This window comes from Pedobacter sp. UBA4863 (genome assembly GCF_002399615.1).
Lineage (GTDB): Bacteria > Bacteroidota > Bacteroidia > Sphingobacteriales > Sphingobacteriaceae > Pedobacter.
Genome location: NZ_DHDZ01000005.1, coordinates 17,879 through 35,930 on the forward strand (window position 1 = coordinate 17,879; position 18,052 = coordinate 35,930).

The window sequence follows — 18,052 nt, forward strand, 5'->3', positions numbered from 1 at the left end:
CTTCCTTGTGATCCTGTTGCGCCTGTATCGCCCTTGTCGCCTTTATCGCCCTTATCGCCTTTAGCCCCGGTTAAACCAATAGGGCCAACACCTCCTTGTAATCCTGTTGCTCCTGTATCACCCTTGTCGCCTTTATCTCCCTTATCGCCTTTGGCTCCGGTTAAACCCGTTGCGCCTACCGGGCCTTGCGCCCCAGTAGCTCCAGTTAAACCTGTTGGTCCTAACGGACCAATTGATCCCTGTGGCCCCATAGGTCCAACTGCCCCCACATCTCCTTTATCGCCTTTGCTGCCAGTCAATCCAATTGGACCTTGTGCTCCTGTATCTCCTTTAATGCCTTGGGGGCCTGCTATACCCGTTGTTAAGTTAGCAATCGAAATCCAAGTGCCATCGGCCTGCCTTTTATAAACATCTCCATTAGTATTGTTTAAATAAAGGTCGCCTTCTTTTACACCGCTTGGTTCATTAGCTACACTAGGAGGACTAAGCGTGCCATTATACCATTGCGCACCTGCCGGCCCAATAGGCCCAACTATACCCGTAGTTAAATTAGCCACCTCCTGCCATGTATTGCCAATTCTAATAAACACCTTCCCATTAGCATTATTAAGGTAATAGTCACCATCTTTTGCACCTGTAGGCTCAGATGCCAACACAGGAGGATTAAGATTGCCATTAGACCAAACCGATCCATTTATACCAGCCAAACCTTTATCACCTTTATCGCCCTGATCACCTTTATCACCTTTATCTCCCTTGAGTCCATCAGTACCCTTATCACCTTTAGGCCCTTGCGGCCCTGTAGCTCCATTAATTCCATTTACTCCATTTGCACCAGCATCACCCTTGTCACCTTTATCCCCTTTATCGCCATTTACACCTTGGTCACCTTTAGCTCCAGCATCTCCTTTAGCTCCGGCATCACCCTTATCTCCTTTATCGCCCTTGTCGCCTTTATCTCCTTTATCGCCATTTACACCTTGATCACCTTTAGCCCCAGCATCCCCTTTAACACCGGCATCACCCTTATCACCTTTATCTCCCTTGTCGCCTTTAAGCCCTGTACCTACCGACAGTTCTTCCCATTTATCTGTACTCCATACGTTGAATTTATTGGTTGAAGTATTATAGATTAACAACCCATTAATAGCGACATTAATAGCCCCGCTAGCCTGGAGCGTTTCTCGTTGAACCGCTGTAAGTCGAGGAATTAACAAGCCCTTTTTCGTGGAGTAGATATCCAAAACCGATTTCGAATTAGGTGTGCTCGTGCCAATACCTACCGCACCAGTTTGGGCAGCAGCAGCAAAAGAAAAAAACAAGAATGTTAATAAGGTAAAAATTCTCATGAGCAAGGCGTTTAGTTTGTTGATTTTTGGGTAATTATCTACTCAAAATAAAAGTATATTTTCGAATATACCAAACTTATCAACATTTATTTTATGTAAAAAAAGTGAAATGTGGAAAACTACAAAGACAACATTGACCATTCTTTTACAAATAAAACCGTTATTATACTGCTCAAACGGATATTTAGACTAACTTTGTTAGATAACAATTTTTTTTGATGAAACATACAATCAGCGAACTAGAAGATATTGCTTCTCAAGTAAGAAGAGATATTTTAAGAATGGTACACGCAGTGCAATCTGGACACCCCGGTGCTTCTTTGGGCTGCGCAGATTTTTTTACAGCGTTATACTTCGAAGTATTAAACCATAATACTTCATTTAACATGGACGGTAAGGATGAAGATCTTTTCTTTTTATCAAACGGCCATATTTCTCCAGTTTGGTATAGCGTATTAGCCAGATCTGGTTATTTTAACGTTAGCGAACTGGCCACTTTTAGAAAATTAGATTCGAGATTACAAGGACACCCCACCACACATGAAGGCTTGCCGGGCGTACGCGTTGCCTCTGGTTCTTTAGGCCAGGGCCTTTCTGTAGCCATTGGCGCAGCACTTGCAAAGAAAATTAACGGCGATAAGTCTTTAGTATATGCACTTTTGGGCGATGGGGAATTACAAGAAGGTCAAAATTGGGAGGCATTTATGTTTGCTCCTCACAATAAAGTAGATAACATTATTGCAAGTATAGACTACAACGGCCAACAAATTGATGGACCTACCGAACAAGTACTTTCGTTAGAAAACCTGCACGCCAAATTTGAGGCCTTTGGATGGCATGTAATTACTTCTAATGGCAATAACATGGAAGAAATTGTAAAAACATTGCAATACGCAAAGTCTTTAACCGGAAAGGGAAAACCTATTTTAAATTTAATGAGTACACAAATGGGTTACGGTGTAGATTTTATGGTGGGCACGCATAAATGGCATGGTTCTGCTCCAAATGATGCCCAATTGGAAAGCGCATTAGGGCAAATTAAAGAAACTATAGGAGATTACTAGCCCTTTTGCTCCCTTAAGAGGAAGTTGAGGAAATTTAAAACAAAAGGGTTTGAGCACGAAAACCTGCAAAGCAAGCTTAAACACCCATAATTTAAAATAAGTACATCGTGAAAAAATATACATATACAGAAAAAAAAGATACTCGTTCCGGATTTGGAGCTGGCCTGCATGAAGCAGGAAAAAGAAACGAAAATGTTGTTGCACTATGTGCCGATTTAGTAGGCTCTTTAAAAATGGATGCTTTTATTAAAGATTTTCCAGATCGTTTTGTGCAAGTAGGAATTGCAGAAGCTAATATGATGGGCATTGCGGCCGGATTAACTATTGGCGGAAAAATACCTTTTACCGGAACATTTGCTAATTTCTCTACCGGCAGAGTTTACGATCAAATTCGCCAATCAATTGCCTACTCGGGTAAAAACGTAAAAATTTGCGCATCACATGCGGGTTTAACCTTAGGTGAAGACGGAGCCACACACCAAATTTTAGAAGATATAGGCTTAATGAAAATGTTGCCGGGAATGGTAGTAATTAATCCTTGCGATTACAACCAAACCAAAGCAGCAACCTTGGCCATTATGGACTATGAAGGCCCAGTGTATTTACGTTTTGGCCGTCCGGTAATTCCAGTATTTACGCCAGAAGACCAAAAATTTGAAATTGGCAAAGCCTGGATGGTAAACGAAGGTACAGACGTAACCATAGTTGCAACCGGCCACATGGTTTGGAGAGCTATCCAAGCTGGCGAAGAACTAGAAAAGCTAGGCATTAATGCCGAAATTATAAACATCCATACCATTAAACCTTTAGACGAGGAAGCCATCTTAAAGTCGGTAAAGAAAACAGGATGTATTGTAACTTGCGAAGAGCATAATAAATTTGGCGGTTTAGGAGAAAGTGTTGCACGCTTTTTAACAACTACTTATTTGGTACCGCAAGAGTTTGTAGCTGTTGATGATAGTTTTGGCGAAAGCGCAACTCCAGATCAGTTAATGACAAAATATAAGCTAGATCCATCCGACATTGTAGCTGCTGCACAAAAAGCAATGTCGAGAAAAGCAAAGTAAAATTCATGAAGCAAGTTGAAGACGCAGAGATTATTTCTAAATTTAACGAGGAAAAAACTCGAAATATAGGCTTCAACTTGCTTTTACAAAAGTATCAGCAAAAAATTTATTGGCATATACGCCGTTTGGTTATAGACCACGATGATGCCGATGACCTTGTGCAAGAAACCTTTGTTAAGGTTTGGAAAAACCTCCATAATTTCCGTAACGATTCGCAACTTTACACCTGGATTTATAGAATTGCTACCAACGAATCCATCACCTTCCTTAACAAGAAGAAAAACCGGAACAATATTTCATTAGATGAAGTAAACTCCGAGTTAGCAGAAACCCTAGCTTCATCAGCCCACTTTGATGGCGATAAAATTCAGCGCAAACTACAAGAAGCTATACTTACCCTGCCCGAAAAGCAACGTATCATCTTTAACATGAAGTATTTTGATGACATGAAATATGAAGAAATTTCAGCGGTTTTAGGAACCACCGTAGGTGCGCTAAAAGCCTCGTTTCATATTGCCGTAAAAAAAATAGAAGCAATATTAATAAATGAAGATTTGCATTAAACCTTTTGCTTTAAAAAACATCAATAAATAACAAATGAGTAAAATGGCCGAAAATATGGAATGGGAAAACGAAGCGCCACATTTAGCTAAACTGAAAAAATCTAATTCTTTTACAGTTCCTACAAATTATTTTGAGGAGCTTGGAGAAAGAATTAATCAGTCTGTATTTATAAGTTCGCTGCAAAAAAACGAGCATTTAGGCTTCCATACTCCTGCAAATTATTTTGAAACACTTGAAGAAAAAATTACTAGCAGAGTTGCATTAGAACAGCTACACAATAAAAAAACACAAGGGTTTACTGTACCTGCTGGTTATTTTAACAACTTGCAGCAACGCATAGCAACAAAAACAATAGGAACCCAAAAAACAATTAAACTTTGGCAACAACCCCTATTAAAATATGCAATTGCTGCTTCTTTTGTTGTTATGGCTACAACAGCTTGGTTTACCAGCCAACGCCACAACGAAAAACAGCTTCGCAAAACAGAACTGGCCAAAGAACAACTATTGTATGATATTGACGAAAGCGTCATTCTGGAGTACATACAGGAAAATCAGAATGTTAAAACAGTGAACATGACCGATGGAGAAATGGAACACTATATTTTAGAAAATTTTTCTACCAATGAACTACCTAATAATTTATAAGTGTATGAAAAACCTTATTTTTACCCTATTGCTAGCTGTTGTTCCCTTCCTAGCTATAGCGCAAGGCCCACATGGGGGAAATGGCGAAAAAATGGAAGCTAGAAAAGTAGCTTGGTTAACCACCAAATTAGATCTCTCTGCCGAAGACGCTAAAATTTTCTGGCCAATTTATAATGATTACGTAAGAGACCTATCTGCCCTAAGAAAAGAACGTTCTCAAAAAATGATCAGCTTTAGAAAATTGAAGGAGATTGAAGATTTGGACGATGAGGAAATTCAAACCTTAATTTTAAATGATTTTAACTTTAGACAACGCGACCTAAACATAGAACGCAGGTATTACAACAAGTTTAAATCTAATTTACCAATTAAAACCGTAGGCAAATTTTATAGGGCCCAAGAAGCTTTTAAAAAAGAAATCTTACAACAATACAGGGCTGCAAGACCCACGCCGCCTACAAATTAACTAGGTCTGTAAATCTAAAAAAAAGCAAAGCACCTAGCTTCTTTTATTTCTTTATTAAAATGTCTGTAATACATCGAATATTATTTCAATAAATGTTGTTCCTTGGTATTTTAACACCAAGGCTTTTGTAAGAGTCTTCGAATAACACAAACTTAAAGTTAACAGTTATTTAACTGGTTTACAACTACTTTACCTTTACTAAACCTGATATAAATTCAAGCTAACAAAAGGTAGAATACTTAACTGAGCTTAAACAGTTTTTACAACACTTCAATTATACCATCAAGCTTTCTTCACATTATACCTTGTAAAGGTTATGGTTGCATAAAAGCAACCGTAGCGCATTATTGATTTAGTTAGTTCTCCTCCCCCTTGCCCCCTCCAAAGGGGGACACATGGCGTATAACTACACGATTTGCATATCCCCCTCTTGGAGGGGGGGCAGAGGGAGGATTTAAATTTCATGTACAAACACCTGTATATCAATTATTTATTATCCTATTGATAATACACTACGCGTAAAAGTAATTAGTTACAACGGGTTTTAGACGGAGTTACAACGGACTTTAGTCGGACTTATGACAATTCTGTCCGACTAAAGTTCGACTAAAATCCGAAAATAATATCTCTTAAACTAGAATATAACATGACTATGATTGCCAGTATAAATATTTTATATTTCCTTAGCATTACTGAACTACTTTTAGAAGCTGTTTAAAAATGATATTAATATTTTACAGGTTGGGTTTGGTGGTGACAACAAATTATAGCTATGGGCTGTAGGCAGGTGTCATCACCCGCCTATGTATTTATTCTTATTGAAATTTAAACAGCTTCTTATTACCACCTTATTTGCCATCACTTTAGTTTAAGGAAAAAGCAGAAGATTCTTTTCTTTTAGATTTGACGCTATTTTCAAAAAAATACTAGTTAAATGCACTACTTTTACACTATGCTTACCCAACGACAACTCTTTTTAAAACATAACGCCCAAACATCAGACAGTCCATTATTACTCGAATTTGTGAGAGCAAAAGGTGTAAATATCTATGATACCGAAGGCAAAGAATATATGGATTTAATTGCTGGTATTGGTGTGAGTAATGTGGGACATTGCCATCCAAATGTAGTGGCAGCAGTACAAAAACAAACCGAAACCTATATGCACTTAATGGTTTACGGCGAATTTGTACAAAGTCCGCAGGTAAATTTTGCTACCGCTTTAGCTTCGGTTTTACCAACAAGCCTTAATAGCACTTATTTTGTAAACTCTGGTGCCGAGGCTGTAGAAGGTGCCATGAAATTAGCCAAACGATACACTGGCAGAAAAGGCTTTGTAGCTTGTAAAAATGCTTATCACGGCAGTACACAGGGCGCAGAAAGTTTAATGGACAGCGATTATTATTCAAAAGGTTATGGCCCGTTTTTACCTCACGTAAACTTTATTAACCATAACAACATTGATGATTTAGCAAAAATTACTACCGAAACCGCTGCAGTTTTTATTGAGCCTATACAGGGCGAAGCGGGCATAAGAGTTGCCCACCAGTCCTACATGGAAGCTTTAAGAGCTAAATGCAATGAGACAGGGACACTTTTGGTTTTTGACGAAATACAATCGGGTTTTGGCCGAACCGGAAAAATGTTTGCTTTTGAACATTATAACGTAGTACCCGATGTGCTATTACTAGCAAAAGGCATTGGTGGGGGTATGCCTATTGGTGCTTTCATTAGCTCGGTAGAAATCATGTCGGTATTGTCTTACAATCCAATTTTAGGGCATATGACTACCTTTGGCGGGCATCCGGTGTGTTGCGCTGCCGGTTTGGCCACATTAAACACTTTATTAGACGAAAAAATAGTAGCTCAGGTAGAAACAAAAGGGCAACTTTTCAAACAGCTCTTACAACATCCATCTATTACAGAAATTAGAGGAAAAGGCTTGATGCTTGCCATAGGTTTCGATAGTTTTGAAACTAACAAAGCAATTATTGATGCTTGCCTACAAGACGGTATTATTACCGATTGGTTTTTACATTGTAGCGATGCCATGCGCATTGCTCCCCCGCTTACCATTACAGCCGAAGAAATTAAAAAAGCTTGTGCGATTATCCTTAAAAATATTGAAGCGATAACTAAAACTGTTAATTAAACAGATGCTGAAATAAATTAGGCATGACGGAGCGGTGTTTAGCGTCACCTCCGATGCTCGGCGCAAGCGCTGAATTTATTTCAGGATCTACTTTAGGATAAAATTTAAAGAACATGAACATCATTCAAGAAAACGAAGAAAGAAAAGGCTTTTTTAAAGCAGTAGAAGACAACAAAGAAGCTGGCTTAATGACTTACACTTGGGCCGGACCAAGCAAATTTATTATAGACCATACCGAAGTAAACCCCGATTTTAAGGGCAAAGGCGTTGGCCTACAATTGGTGATGAAAGCAGTGGCCTATGCCAGAGCTCATCAATTAAAAATTATGCCGCTGTGCCCCTTTGCGAAATCGGTTTTTGATAAAACCCCTGATATTGCAGACGTACTGTTTTAAGACATTTTTTGTCTTTTGATCAAGTATGCTTCTAAAATTTGGTTAAAACCGACGTTAATGTCTGCATCAACCATGTCAATTTTATATTGCGCACATTTTAGGGCTAATTTTTTCCTATAATCGGTCATTTGTTCTAAATAAGCGGCTTTTACTTTAGTAGCATGAGTTTTTAATACTGCACCCGTTTCCATATCTACAAATTCGTAAGGCCTGTTTTCAAAATTAAAATCAAGCTCCTTGGCTTTATCTACCACATTAAAAACAACTACTTCGTGTTTATTAAATTTTAAATGTTGTAGCGCAGAGAATAGCTGATCTATCCTATCGGTACTATTTGCCGTTTGCAACATATCGCTAAAAATAACCACCAACGAGCGCTTGTGAATTAAATCGGCTATTTGGTGCAAGGCGGCAGACAAATCTGTTGGTACATTTAAGGAAGAAGCAGCCAACATTTCCTCTAGCTTGCTAAATAAAAACTTTTGGTGTACACTGGTAGATTTTGCGGGTGTGTTTAGTTTCAGCTCATCGGTAAACAAGCTTAGACCAAAAGCATCTCGTTGTCTCTTTAACAAATAAATTAATGCCGCTGTACTTTGTACCGAGAAAGTAAGCTTATTGTAGCTACCGTTAGGAAAATACATCGACGAAGAAACATCAATCACAAACTGGCAGCGCAAATTGGTTTCTTCTTCGTAACGTTTACTAAATAACTTATCCGTTTTGGCAAAAAGCTTCCAATCAATACTTTTTACACTATCGCCATTATTATAGAGCCTATGCTCGGCAAACTCTACCGAAAACCCATGAAACGGACTTTTGTGCAAGCCCGTTATAAAACCTTCTACCACCTGCTTTGCCAATAGTTCTAAACTGCTTTCAAATCTAATCTCGTCGGGTTTTTGTGGCATTTGCATACCCTAAAGCTAATGAAAAGATTTTTATTAGCTTTGCCATTTCTAAAAAAACATCATATGAAGAGAAGTCTATTATTAATGATCGCCGCTTTAATTAGTGGTACTGCTACTGCACAAACCGTAAAAGGCGGCAAAGTAAATACCGAAAGCGCCAAATTAGCCAACAAATTAGATACCGCTCAAAAACAAGAAGGCTGGACCGTTAGAGGAACCAACACTTTGCTACTTAACCAGGCTGCTTTTTCTAACTGGATAGCTGGGGGTATTAACGCTATTGCGCTAACAGCACGTGCCGATTACGAGTTTAACTTAAAAAAAGGTAAAAATCTTTGGGAAAACCGCATTTTAGGTGGTTATGGGCTACGATCTGAAGAAGGAAGCAGAGCTACTAAAGTAGAAGACATCATAGATTTCACTTCTAAATATGGTTATCAATTAGGTAAAAGCAATTGGTATAGTGCCGCAGCTTTAAACCTTAAAACCCAATTTGCCAAAGGCTACGATTATGGCAAGCCTGCACAAAGCTACATCTCCAACCTATTTTCTCCTGGTTATGTAACCTTAGGGCTGGGTATCGATTATATCCCGAACGATAACTTTAACTTAAGCATACACCCTTTAACCTCAAGGTTTACCATTATTGCCGATAAAGCAGTGTTTGATCCAGACCAAGATGGTATTTTAACAGATGCTTACGGTGCAAAACCAACCGAAAGCTTGGTTTATCAATTAGGAGCCTATATTGGTGGCCGCTATAAAGTAAAACTAATGGAAAACATTTTATTAGATAATCGCTTCGGTATTTTTACCAATTATTTAGAAAAACCACAAAATATGGTGCTTTCTTACTCGGCAATTTTAGACATGAAAGTAAACAAATTTATTTCTACCCAAATTACTGCCGATTTATTTTACGATGACAATCAAATTGGCAAACTACAGTTAAAAGAAACCTTAGGCGTTGGGCTTACCTACAAATTCGGGAGGTATTAATCCAAGCAAAACACTTAACAAATCCTTTTCATTTTTTTGGAAAGGATTTGTTGTTTAAAAGCAGTTAAATTACTAAAATTTGTATTAGTCAGACTTGTCCTAAAATTATTCGGGATATCCGCTCATACGCCTTAAGTGCAAGGCCTATATCTTGGCCTTTGCCACACTTCTTTTGTTAATACGTTCATATTATGGCGGTTAATCAGGATGTCCATCTCCCACCCTCTTTCTCAAACCCAACAAAATCTTTAATCAAATGATTAAAATTTTTGTATAAACTAAAAACATTCTATAAATTTATCTCCGAAAACATTTTTTAAACCAAAATGACAAAGCAGAAAGAAACGAAAGCATTAGACACTACAACAGAAGAAAAAATAAAAGAAGCAGCCCGCAATGTGTTTACGCAAAAAGGATATGCAGCTACAAGAACCAGAGACATTGCCGAAGAAGCAGGAATAAACTTGGCTTTATTAAATTACTATTTCCGAAGCAAAGAAAAATTGTTCCAGCAGATTATGGTAGAAAAATTGCAACAGTTATTTGGTGTAATTATTCCTATCGTGAATAACGATGCGCTTACTTTAGAGAAAAAAATGGAACTTCTTGCAGAAAATTACATCAACCTCCTGGTTAAAAACCCTGAATTACCCTTATTCATTCTCAGCGAAATCAGAACTAATCCCGATAGCCTTAAAAACAAAATCCATATACAGGAATTTTTAGAAAATTCATCCATTATCCGTCAGTTTAGTGAGAAAAGACCAGATGTTGAACCGATACATTTTATTGCTTCCCTACTGGGAATGACACTCTTTCCATTCATTGCCAAACCAATATTATTTCCCAACAACACCAACTTCGACGCCCTTATGGAAGAAAGAAAAAAATTGGTTGCTGTATGGGCAAAAGCCATGTTAGAAGCGTAATATTTTCTACCCAAAGGTTAATCAAACGATTAAAACAAAATGACAAATAAAATGATTAAGCACATACTTTTAACTATTAGTTGTTGGTTAATTGCTATTGGCTATGTAAGCGGCCAATCATTAACCCTTAACAACTGCTATACATTGGCAAAACAAAATTTTCCATTGATAAAGCAATACGAACTGATAGAGAAATCTAAAGAATATTCTATCGAAAATGCCAACAAAGGTTATTTACCACAGTTCAACATTGCAGGGCAGGCAACCTATCAATCGGCAGTAACGCACTTACCCATTTCGTTGCCAAATATTAATATCCCTACCATTAGCAAAGACCAATATAGGCTTTATAGCGAAGTATCGCAACCTATTACCGATCTGTTTGTGGTAAAAGACAATAAAAATTTGATTGAAACAAATGCACAGGTGGAAACGCAGAAAGTAGAAGTAGAACTCTATAAGCTGAGAGAGCGAATAAACCAACTCTATTTCGGTATATTATTAATTGATGAGCAAATACAACAAACAACTTTGCTCAAAAAAGATATTGAAAGCGGAATGGAGAAAACAAACGTTGCCATTAAAAACGGTACAGCAATAACAAGCAACCTAAATATCCTGAAAGCCGAATTATTAAAAGCCAATCAGCGAACTATTGAACTGAAAGCCATACGAAATGGCTATGCAGAAATGTTAGCGTACTTTATTGGCCAAACAATTGGTGGGAATACCATTTTAACGAAACCGACACCGCAAGTTGTTTCTAATACCATCAATCGCCCAGAATTGAAATTGTACGACTTGCAGAAAAAAACGTTTGACTTGCAAAACAAGTTGATTACTGCTAAAAATCTTCCACGTTTCAGCTTGTTTTTTCAAGGTGGCTTGGGCAGGCCTGCGTTAAATATGTTAAGTAACGATTTTAAGGGATACTACATTGGTGGTTTACGGTTGAATTGGAATTTGACAGGCTTTTACACCTATAATAATGAAAAGAAAAATCTTTCGATCAATCAAAATTCCTTAGACATTCAGCGAGAAACATTTTTATTCAATACCAATCTAAATTTACGCCAACAGAACGCTGAAATAATAAAAGTGCAAGAACTAATTGTAACCGACAGCGACATTATTTCACTTCGTAAAAGTGTGAAAAACACCACTAAAATTCAATTGGAAAACGGAACAGCTACCACCAACGATTATCTTATTGCTGTAAATGCCGAAGACCAAGCACGACAAAGTTTGATTTTACACGAGATACAGCTCTTAATGGCTCAGTACAACTATCAAACAACAACAGGAAATTGAAAATTGAGAGTGGAAAATTTAAACATACTAAAAATGAAAAATACAAAAATATTTAGCAACAGAAAATTCAAAAAGCAATGAATAAACAACAAACGAATAGAAAAGGGAATGCTCAATTCGCAGCTTTCAGTTCTTCATTCAAAATAATTGCTATCGCTATTATTTTGTCTGCTTGCAACAACAAAGTTTCATTCGATGCTTCGGGAACGTTTGAGGCAGAAGAAACCATTATATCATCAGAAGCCACAGGAACAATAAAACAGTTTGATGTGGAAGAAGGGCAAACATTAGCAGCAGGACAAGCAATTGGCTACATAGACAGCTTGCAGTTGTATTTGAAGAGAAAACAGCTTCTGGCACAAATGAAGGCCACTACAAGTAGAAAGCCAAATGTACCGGCACAGTTAGCGGCGCTGCAATCGCAACTTGCTACTGCACAAAAAGAAAAAATACGCATTACCAATTTAGTAAATGGAGATGCCGCACCACGCAAACAATTAGACGACGTTAATGCACAAATTGATGTAATAAAAAAACAAATTGAAGCACAAAAATCGTCATTAGATATTTCTACCGAGAGCATTGGTAAAGACGTGTTGCCTCTGCAAGTTCAGATTGAGCAACTGAACGACCAATTGGACAAATGCAAAATTATAAATCCCATAAACGGAACGGTACTTGCAAAATATGCCGAAACAAACGAAATGACAGTAACAGGGAAACCTCTTTATAAAATTGCCGATTTATCAAATATCATTTTGCGAGTTTACGTTACCGGCAACCAGCTGCCACAAATAAAACTGAACCAAAACGTAAAAGTACTTACCGATGACGGGAAAGGCGGTTACAAAGAAGCAACAGGAAAAATAATGTGGATCAACGACAAATCGGAGTTTACGCCTAAAACCATTCAAACAAAAAATGAAAGAGCCAATTTAGTTTATGCCATTAAAGTATATGTAAAAAATGACGGTACTTACAAAATCGGTATGTATGGCGAAATTTTGTTTAATTGACAATGGATAGTTGACAATGGACAATTAAAAAAGTATGGAACAAAATAATAAACAAACAAGTCATTCTCAACTGTCACTTGTCAACTGTCAATTAATATAAGTATGGAAAATATAGTTGCCGTTAAATCGTATGCCTTTGCAATTAGAATAGTGAAGTTGTACAAACTTCTATTACAGGAGAAAAAAGAATTTGTGCTTTCCAAACAAATGTTAAGAAGCGGAACAGCTATCGGAGCATTAATCCGTGAGGCAGAACACGCTCAATCAAAAGCAGATTTTCTGAATAAAATGAATGTTGCTTTGAAAGAAGCTAACGAAACGGAATATTGGTTGATACTGATGAAAGATACGGAATACTTGAATGAAGCAGAATTTCAATCAATCAAAAAAGATTGTTCAGAAATACTCAAACTTTTAATCAGTATTGTTAAAAGCACAAAGACTACGCTAAAAAAATAATTATCCATTGTCAACCGTCCATTGTCAATTATGAAAGACGTTGTATTAAATAACATTGTAAAAACCTACAACAAAGGCAAAGTAAAAGCAGTAAACGATGTTTCCTTTACCGTAAACAAAGGCGAATTGTTTGGTTTAATTGGCCCTGATGGAGCAGGGAAAACAAGCATTTTCCGCATACTCACTACTTTGCTTTTACCCGATAGCGGTACGGCTTCTGTAAAGGGTTTTGATGTAATTAAAGACTATAAAAACATTCGCAGCAGCGTAGGCTATATGCCCGGAAAATTTTCTTTGTACCAGGATTTAACGGTCGAAGAAAATCTAAACTTTTTCGCTTCTGTTTTTAACACCACAATACAAGATAACTACGATTTAATTAAAGACATTTATGTACAGATCGAACCGTTCAAAGACCGCAGAGCAGGAAAATTGTCGGGAGGGATGAAACAGAAATTGGCTTTGTGCTGTGCTTTAATTCATCGCCCTACGGTATTATTTTTAGACGAGCCAACCACCGGCGTGGACACCGTTTCAAGAAAAGAATTTTGGGAAATGCTGAAAAGCTTAAAACAACAAGGTATTACCATTTTGGTTTCTACACCTTATATGGACGAGGCCACACTTTGCGAACGCATTGCACTAATGCAAAACGGAGAAATTATGTCTATTGATACACCTAAAAATATCATCAACCAATTTCCTGAGAACCTCTTTGCAATAAAGGCAAACGATATGGGCAAACTGTTACAAGACTTACGGAAAAACCACGAAATAAAAACCTGCAATGCCTTTGGCGAATTTCATCATATTACAATAAATAGTGGAGAACCGATAATTGAGAATAGAAAATTTAAAATAAGCAACATAGAGAAGATGTTGATTGAAAGCGGGCATAAAGAACTGGTAATTAAAGAAATTACCCCAACTATTGAAGATTGTTTTATTCGTTTAATGGACCAATCAATTGACAATGGATAATTGAGAATGGACAATTAAAAAAGTATGGAACAAAATAATAACCAAGCAAACAAGTCATTGTCAACTGTCAATTGTCAATTGTCAATTGAAAAAGAAGTCGTCATAAAAACAGACAAACTCACCAAGCGTTTCGGCGATTTCATCGCTACCAACGAAATAACCTTTGAAGTGTATGCAGGTGAGATCTTCGGCTTTCTCGGTGCAAACGGCGCAGGAAAAACAACTGCAATGAAAATGCTTTGTGGGCTTTCAATACCTTCATCTGGAAACGCTACCATTGCAGGTTTCGACATTTACAAACAAACCGAAGAAATAAAAAAAAATATCGGCTATATGAGCCAGAAGTTTTCACTGTACGAAGATTTAACCGTATTGGAAAACATACAATTTTTTGGAGGTATTTATGGCTTAACGGATAAGCAACTTAAAGTAAAAAGCAACGAATTGATTGAAACATTGGGTATGCAAAACGAAGCTAAAAAATTAGTTTCTTCGTTGCCATTAGGCTGGAAACAAAAATTAGCTTTTTCTGTTGCCATACTGCACGAACCTAAAATTGTTTTTTTGGATGAGCCCACAGGTGGCGTTGACCCTATTGTTCGCAGGCAGTTCTGGGATTTAATTTATGCAGCAGCCGACAGGGGCATTACCATTTTTGTAACTACACATTACATGGACGAGGCCGAATACTGCCATCGGATTTCGATGATGGTGGACGGAGTAATAAAAGCATTGGACACACCAAGCAATTTAAAAAAACAATTTTCTGCTTCATCCATGGATGATGTGTTTTTTGAATTGGCCAGAGGAGCGAAAAGAAAATCAGACTAAAAATGAAACAGTTTTTATCATTTGTAAGAAAAGAATTTTATCACGTTTTTCGCGATAAGAAAACGCTGTTAATGCTATTTGGTTTGCCTATTGTGCAAATTGTTTTATTTGGTTTTGCACTTACCAACGAAATCAAAAATGCCAAAATCGTAATTTGCGATTACGCCAAAGACGAGGCTACGCAGCAAATCATCAACAAAATAGAAGCAAGTCAAAATTTTGATATTCAAGAAACACTGCTCAGCCATCAACAAATTGAAGAAGCATTTAAAGCAGGAAACATCAAATTAGCAATTATTTTCCCTGCTAATTTCAATAAGGATTTGTCACATCTCCATCAGGCACAAATACAAATTATTGCCGATGCTTCAGACCCCAACACCGCTAATACATTAACAAATTATGCCTCTGCAATTATTATGGATTATCAGCAGGGCTTGATGAAAAATAACGTCGTTCCGTTTCGCATTGTTCCCGAAATACGAATGTTGTACAATCCCGAACTGAAAGGCGCCACCAATTTTGTGCCGGGCGTTATGGCATTGGTGCTAATGTTGGTCTGTGTAATGATGACTTCCGTTTCTATTGTTCGTGAAAAAGAAAACGGCACCATGGAAGTGCTGTTGGTATCTCCCTTTAACCCCTTTTTAGTTATTATAGCAAAAGCAATTCCGTATTTATTGTTATCCATTATAAACCTTGCCGTTATTCTTATTCTGAGTGTAACACTTTTGGATATGCCAATTAACGGCAGTATTTTACTACTGTTTGCAGAAAGTATTTTACTAATTATTACAGCCCTTTCTTTAGGTTTACTTATTTCGAACGTCACACAATCGCAACAAGCAGCAATGCTTATTTCGATGATGGGAATGTTAGTGCCCACCTTGTTGTTTACAGGCTTTATGTTTCCGATAGAAAACATGCCTGTTCCCTTGCAAGTAATTAGCAATATCGTTCCCGCAAAATGGTATTATATCATGGTAAAATCAATCATGATAAAAGGTTTGGGCTTTGCAGCGATATGGAAAGAAACACTTATTCTGCTTGCAACAACTTGCTTATTGTTGTTTATCAGTTTAAAAACTTTTAAAAATAGACTTGGTTAGCGTAGAGAATGGAGAGTGGAGAGTGAAGAATGGAAAATTAATTATCAACTCTCAATTATCAATTATCAACTAAAAAAAATGAGAACGCTTAAATTTTTACTACAAAAAGAGTTCAAACAAATCTTTCGGAACAAAGCGTTGTTGCCGTTGATTTTTGTTGTGCCGATAGTGCAATTGCTCATACTTCCGTTGGCGGCAGATTACGAAGTGAAGAACATCAACATTTCAATCGTTGACCACGACCATAGCGCATTTTCACGCCATCTTATTTCTAAAATTACCGCTTCGGGATATTTCCGTTTGGCTGATTATAGTCCATCATTCAACACCGCTTTCAAACAAATCGAGCAAGATCAATCAGATTTAATTTTAGAAATTCCGCAAGGATTCGAAAAAAACTTGGTTCGTGAAAACGAGCAAAAATTATTTATTGCAGTTAATGCAATTAATGGTGTAAAAGCGGGTTTGGGTGGCGCATATCTAAATCAAATAATAACCGCATACAACGCCGACATTCGTCTGCAATGGTTTCAGCCCGATAAATTTAATACTGCACCTGTTATAACTGTAGCATCTTCAAATTGGTTCAATCCGTTCATGAACTATCGTTTTTTTATGGTGCCGGGCATACTAGTAATATTAGTTACAATGGTGGGCTCGTATATGTGTGCATTAAATATTGTAAAAGAAAAGGAAGTGGGAACAATAGAACAAATTAACGTTACACCGATAAAAAAATATCAGTTTATTTTGGGCAAACTCATTCCGTTTTGGGCAATCGGAATGTTTGTGTTTAGCGTGGGTTTGTTTGTTGTGGCAAGATTAGTTTATGGCATTGTTCCGGTTGGCAATTTGTTTTTATTGTATGGCTATTTATCCATTTATTTAGTTGCTTTATTGGGCTTAGGTTTACTCATTTCTACCTTTGCCGAAACACAGCAGCAAGCAATGTCGGTAGCCTTTTTCTTTATTATGATTTTTATGTTGATGAGCGGTTTGTTTACCTCGCTCGACGGAATGCCGCAATGGGCTTACTTCATAGCAAAGTGTATTCCTGTAACTTACTTTATTGAGGTGGTACGAATGATCATATTAAAAGGTAGCGGTTTTGCCGACATCAAATATCATTTTGTTATCATGATTGGATTTGCAGCTTTATTGAACGGCTTGGCAATTTGGAATTATAAAAAGACGAGTTAATAAAAACAGATAAGCACGAACAATAAAAACGTTTTTTAATTACGAAGATATTCCTTTTGTTGGCAGCAATTATCGCTAGTTTCTTCTATTGGTTGCTAACAGTTTAAAGCCACTTCATAAAAAAATCCCGATGCGCTAAAACACATCAGGATTAATATATGATTGAAATAAGTAAAACCTACTTTTACAATTGGCTATCTAACTTGCCTGCCAATACTGATTTTGGCACTGCACCAATTTGTTTATCTACTACTTCGCCACCTTTAAAGTACAACAAAGCCGGAATATTACGGATACCGAACTGCATCGAAATTTGAGGGTTGTTGTCAACGTTTACTTTACCCACTAAAGCTTTACCTTCGTATTCTTTAGCAATTTCTTCTACTACTGGACCAACCATACGACAAGGGCCACACCATTCTGCCCAAAAATCTACTAAAACAGGTTTATCCGATTTTAATACTAATTCTTCGAAATTAGCATCTGTTATTTCTAAAGCCATATCTAAATTTTTTATGTTACAAATATATTATCAATTGTCATACCATCAAAAGTATCTTGTCAATTTGACACACTTTTGTTCATTGGTTCATTAGCCATT

At 37.1% G+C, this 18,052-nt stretch carries 18 protein-coding genes and 1 pseudogene; 16 read left to right on the plus strand and 3 right to left on the minus strand.

What is annotated here, in order from left to right; translation table 11 throughout:
- Window positions 1-1,349 (minus strand): annotated as a pseudogene (locus B3I52_RS00725) (hypothetical protein); the annotation flags it as partial.
- Window positions 1,350-1,567: 218 nt separating this feature from the next.
- On the opposite strand from B3I52_RS00725, the gene B3I52_RS00730 reads away from it, so the two are divergent.
- From B3I52_RS00730 to B3I52_RS00760, 7 genes are all read left to right on the plus strand, one after another.
- Window positions 1,568-2,413, plus strand: coding sequence for a transketolase (locus tag B3I52_RS00730; RefSeq protein ID WP_293297391.1), 846 nt, complete (start codon window positions 1,568-1,570; stop codon window positions 2,411-2,413).
- A 107-nt stretch (window positions 2,414-2,520) separates the two neighbouring features.
- Window positions 2,521-3,480, plus strand: coding sequence for a transketolase family protein (locus tag B3I52_RS00735; protein WP_293297392.1), 960 nt, complete (start codon window positions 2,521-2,523; stop codon window positions 3,478-3,480).
- Window positions 3,481-3,485: 5 nt separating this feature from the next.
- The gene (locus B3I52_RS00740; protein WP_293297395.1) at window positions 3,486-4,043 is read left to right on the plus strand and encodes an RNA polymerase sigma factor; all 558 of its coding nucleotides are present in this window, start codon (window positions 3,486-3,488) and stop codon (window positions 4,041-4,043) included.
- A 34-nt stretch (window positions 4,044-4,077) separates the two neighbouring features.
- Entirely contained in the window at window positions 4,078-4,692 is a 615-nt protein-coding gene (locus tag B3I52_RS00745; protein WP_293297397.1) for a hypothetical protein, read from the plus strand.
- A 4-nt stretch (window positions 4,693-4,696) separates the two neighbouring features.
- Window positions 4,697-5,158: a periplasmic heavy metal sensor gene (locus B3I52_RS00750; RefSeq protein ID WP_293297399.1), complete on the plus strand. Its 462-nt coding sequence runs from the start codon at window positions 4,697-4,699 to the stop codon at window positions 5,156-5,158.
- Window positions 5,159-6,110: 952 nt separating this feature from the next.
- On the plus strand, window positions 6,111-7,310 hold the full coding sequence (locus B3I52_RS00755) for an aspartate aminotransferase family protein (RefSeq protein ID WP_293297548.1): 1,200 nt from the start codon (window positions 6,111-6,113) through the stop codon (window positions 7,308-7,310).
- Window positions 7,311-7,423: 113 nt separating this feature from the next.
- Window positions 7,424-7,705, plus strand: coding sequence for a GNAT family N-acetyltransferase (locus B3I52_RS00760; protein ID WP_293297402.1), 282 nt, complete (start codon window positions 7,424-7,426; stop codon window positions 7,703-7,705).
- Here B3I52_RS00760 and B3I52_RS00765 read toward each other — a convergent pair.
- Window positions 7,702-8,622 (minus strand): DUF58 domain-containing protein, encoded by a 921-nt coding sequence (locus B3I52_RS00765; protein WP_414691864.1) that lies wholly within the window; start codon window positions 8,620-8,622, stop codon window positions 7,702-7,704. The two genes, B3I52_RS00760 and B3I52_RS00765, sit on opposite strands and share 4 nt — an antisense overlap.
- A gap of 57 nt (window positions 8,623-8,679) precedes the next feature.
- On the opposite strand from B3I52_RS00765, the gene B3I52_RS00770 reads away from it, so the two are divergent.
- The 9 genes from B3I52_RS00770 to B3I52_RS00810 all read left to right on the plus strand — a co-directional run bounded on the left by B3I52_RS00770 (window position 8,680) and on the right by B3I52_RS00810 (window position 17,451).
- Window positions 8,680-9,615 (plus strand): DUF3078 domain-containing protein, encoded by a 936-nt coding sequence (locus tag B3I52_RS00770; protein ID WP_293297407.1) that lies wholly within the window; start codon window positions 8,680-8,682, stop codon window positions 9,613-9,615.
- Between the two features lie 326 nt (window positions 9,616-9,941).
- Window positions 9,942-10,544, plus strand: coding sequence for a TetR/AcrR family transcriptional regulator (locus B3I52_RS00775; protein WP_293297410.1), 603 nt, complete (start codon window positions 9,942-9,944; stop codon window positions 10,542-10,544).
- A gap of 51 nt (window positions 10,545-10,595) precedes the next feature.
- Window positions 10,596-11,855 (plus strand): TolC family protein, encoded by a 1,260-nt coding sequence (locus tag B3I52_RS00780; RefSeq protein ID WP_293297413.1) that lies wholly within the window; start codon window positions 10,596-10,598, stop codon window positions 11,853-11,855.
- 77 nt (window positions 11,856-11,932) lie between these two features.
- Complete coding sequence (locus B3I52_RS00785) at window positions 11,933-12,871, plus strand: HlyD family secretion protein (RefSeq protein WP_293297416.1); 939 nt, start codon at window positions 11,933-11,935, stop codon at window positions 12,869-12,871.
- A 102-nt stretch (window positions 12,872-12,973) separates the two neighbouring features.
- Window positions 12,974-13,330, plus strand: a complete 357-nt coding sequence (locus B3I52_RS00790; RefSeq protein ID WP_293297418.1) for a four helix bundle protein — start codon at window positions 12,974-12,976, stop codon at window positions 13,328-13,330.
- Window positions 13,331-13,360: 30 nt separating this feature from the next.
- A complete protein-coding gene (locus B3I52_RS00795; protein WP_293297421.1) occupies window positions 13,361-14,311 on the plus strand; it encodes an ABC transporter ATP-binding protein in 951 nt (316 codons plus the stop codon).
- Between the two features lie 24 nt (window positions 14,312-14,335).
- A complete protein-coding gene (locus tag B3I52_RS00800; RefSeq protein ID WP_293297424.1) occupies window positions 14,336-15,142 on the plus strand; it encodes an ABC transporter ATP-binding protein in 807 nt (268 codons plus the stop codon).
- A 2-nt stretch (window positions 15,143-15,144) separates the two neighbouring features.
- Window positions 15,145-16,251, plus strand: a complete 1,107-nt coding sequence (locus B3I52_RS00805; RefSeq protein WP_293297427.1) for an ABC transporter permease — start codon at window positions 15,145-15,147, stop codon at window positions 16,249-16,251.
- 78 nt (window positions 16,252-16,329) lie between these two features.
- Window positions 16,330-17,451, plus strand: a complete 1,122-nt coding sequence (locus tag B3I52_RS00810; protein ID WP_293297430.1) for an ABC transporter permease — start codon at window positions 16,330-16,332, stop codon at window positions 17,449-17,451.
- Between the two features lie 184 nt (window positions 17,452-17,635).
- On the opposite strand, the gene trxA is transcribed toward B3I52_RS00810, so the two are convergent.
- A complete protein-coding gene (gene trxA, locus B3I52_RS00815) occupies window positions 17,636-17,953 on the minus strand; it encodes a thioredoxin (protein WP_267759542.1) in 318 nt (105 codons plus the stop codon).
- Between the last annotated feature and the right edge of the window lie 99 nt (window positions 17,954-18,052).

Excerpts from the sequence above, each read along its gene's own strand:
- B3I52_RS00750 (WP_293297399.1), top strand. The coding sequence starts at position 4,697 with ATGAAAAACCTTATTTTTACCCTATTGCTAGCTGTTGTTCCCTTCCTA.
- trxA (WP_267759542.1), bottom strand. The coding sequence starts at position 17,953 with ATGGCTTTAGAAATAACAGATGCTAATTTCGAAGAATTAGTATTAAAA.
- B3I52_RS00775 (WP_293297410.1), top strand. The coding sequence starts at position 9,942 with ATGACAAAGCAGAAAGAAACGAAAGCATTAGACACTACAACAGAAGAA.
- B3I52_RS00765 (WP_414691864.1), bottom strand. The coding sequence starts at position 8,622 with ATGCAAATGCCACAAAAACCCGACGAGATTAGATTTGAAAGCAGTTTA.
- B3I52_RS00805 (WP_293297427.1), top strand. The coding sequence starts at position 15,145 with ATGAAACAGTTTTTATCATTTGTAAGAAAAGAATTTTATCACGTTTTT.
- B3I52_RS00740 (WP_293297395.1), top strand. The coding sequence starts at position 3,486 with ATGAAGCAAGTTGAAGACGCAGAGATTATTTCTAAATTTAACGAGGAA.
- B3I52_RS00810 (WP_293297430.1), top strand. The coding sequence starts at position 16,330 with ATGAGAACGCTTAAATTTTTACTACAAAAAGAGTTCAAACAAATCTTT.
- B3I52_RS00785 (WP_293297416.1), top strand. The coding sequence starts at position 11,933 with ATGAATAAACAACAAACGAATAGAAAAGGGAATGCTCAATTCGCAGCT.
- B3I52_RS00800 (WP_293297424.1), top strand. The coding sequence starts at position 14,336 with ATGGAACAAAATAATAACCAAGCAAACAAGTCATTGTCAACTGTCAAT.
- B3I52_RS00790 (WP_293297418.1), top strand. The coding sequence starts at position 12,974 with ATGGAAAATATAGTTGCCGTTAAATCGTATGCCTTTGCAATTAGAATA.
- B3I52_RS00755 (WP_293297548.1), top strand. The coding sequence starts at position 6,111 with ATGCTTACCCAACGACAACTCTTTTTAAAACATAACGCCCAAACATCA.
- B3I52_RS00770 (WP_293297407.1), top strand. The coding sequence starts at position 8,680 with ATGAAGAGAAGTCTATTATTAATGATCGCCGCTTTAATTAGTGGTACT.
- B3I52_RS00730 (WP_293297391.1), top strand. The coding sequence starts at position 1,568 with ATGAAACATACAATCAGCGAACTAGAAGATATTGCTTCTCAAGTAAGA.
- B3I52_RS00780 (WP_293297413.1), top strand. The coding sequence starts at position 10,596 with ATGATTAAGCACATACTTTTAACTATTAGTTGTTGGTTAATTGCTATT.
- B3I52_RS00745 (WP_293297397.1), top strand. The coding sequence starts at position 4,078 with ATGAGTAAAATGGCCGAAAATATGGAATGGGAAAACGAAGCGCCACAT.
- B3I52_RS00795 (WP_293297421.1), top strand. The coding sequence starts at position 13,361 with ATGAAAGACGTTGTATTAAATAACATTGTAAAAACCTACAACAAAGGC.
- B3I52_RS00760 (WP_293297402.1), top strand. The coding sequence starts at position 7,424 with ATGAACATCATTCAAGAAAACGAAGAAAGAAAAGGCTTTTTTAAAGCA.